A 1,256-nucleotide genomic window follows, 5' to 3' on the forward strand; every position below is an offset into this window, starting at 1 on the left:
TTGGTCTTATGTCAATAAAGTGGACACCGAAAGTGCGACTTTACGCCGCACATTCTGCATGAACTGCAGCTGGTGTCTTGTAGCCTAAGCTACTATGAGTCCGCTTGCGATTGTACCAGGACTCAATATATTCAAAGATGCTATCATAAGCTTCTTTTGAATCTTTGTAAACATGCCTGTAGATTTCCTCTTTTTTAATTAAAGCATGAAATGACTCTATACAGGCATTATCATATGGGCATCCTTTACGACTGTACGAATGACATATTTTTCTACTGGCCAGAAATCTTTCAAAGATGTCGCTGGTGTATTGTGTTCCCAAATCACTCTGAAGAACAATCCCTTCAGGATTAGAGACATTTAAACAAGCGTTTTTCACAGCCTTAATTGCAAGCTCAGCAGACATATTTATGTCATAAGCCCAGCCAATGATTTTTCGGCTGTATAAATCCATCACAGATGCCAGGTATGTCCATCCATCTTTCTGAGTGTGAATGTAGGTGATATCTGTGCACCATTTTTGATTGATTCCAGTGGCTGTAAAGTCCTGATTCAATATATTATCTTTTTCAGCAACTCGTTTGTTACTGGAATAGTGGCGATATTTTTTGATCACAATTGAATGAATGCCAAGCTTAGCCATTCGTCTTTGTACTCTTTTTAGGCTAATATTCCAACCTTGATTAAGCAGTTCGTGATGGATTTTGGGAGCTCCATAGCGTCTCTTAGTGGCAAAGTAAATCGCCAAAATATCTGCATCAAGCTTTTGATTTTCAATAGTTCGAGCAGAATCTACCTTATTAGCAACCTTGTAGTAAGTACTCCTGTTAATTCCGAGTACTTTACACATAAGCTTAATAGGGTATATAGTTTGATATTTTGTTATAAAGGCAACGATTTCAGTTATTGTTTTCTGGCGAATATGGCTGTAGCTTTTTTTAAGATTTCATTTTCCATCTCAAGTTCACGCATCTTCTTCTGAAGAGCATTATACTCTTTTAAGGAAATGGTTTTATTTTCATCAACCTTGATGGTTGCTGCATATAGCTTCTTCCATTTGTAGATGGTTTGCTCGACTAAGCCATATTCATCTGCGAGCTCTTTAACCGGTTTGCCAGATAGGTACAAATCGATAATCTGACGCTTGAATTCTTCAGAGTATCGGTTGCCGTTGTGGGCCATGTGAAACACATCCTTTCCTAATCAAGATTTTAATGTGTCGCACTTTTTGTGTCCACTAAATCATACTAACATCA

1 protein-coding gene is annotated in these 1,256 nt (G+C 37.8%); it reads right to left on the reverse strand.

The genetic code is table 11. The features are described 5' to 3' along the window. Positions 1–40 precede the first annotated feature (40 nt). Positions 41–1,182, reverse strand: a protein-coding gene (locus tag T355_RS0112305; protein ID WP_155851742.1) for an IS3 family transposase whose coding sequence is annotated in 2 segments (ribosomal slippage) — positions 41–933 and positions 933–1,182 — 1,143 coding nt in all. Because the reading frame shifts where the segments join, the coding sequence is not laid out codon by codon here. Positions 1,183–1,256: the final 74 nt, after the last annotated feature.

It is taken from the genome of Anaerovibrio lipolyticus LB2005 (assembly GCF_000621545.1).
Lineage (GTDB): Bacteria > Bacillota > Negativicutes > Selenomonadales > Selenomonadaceae > Anaerovibrio > Anaerovibrio lipolyticus_A.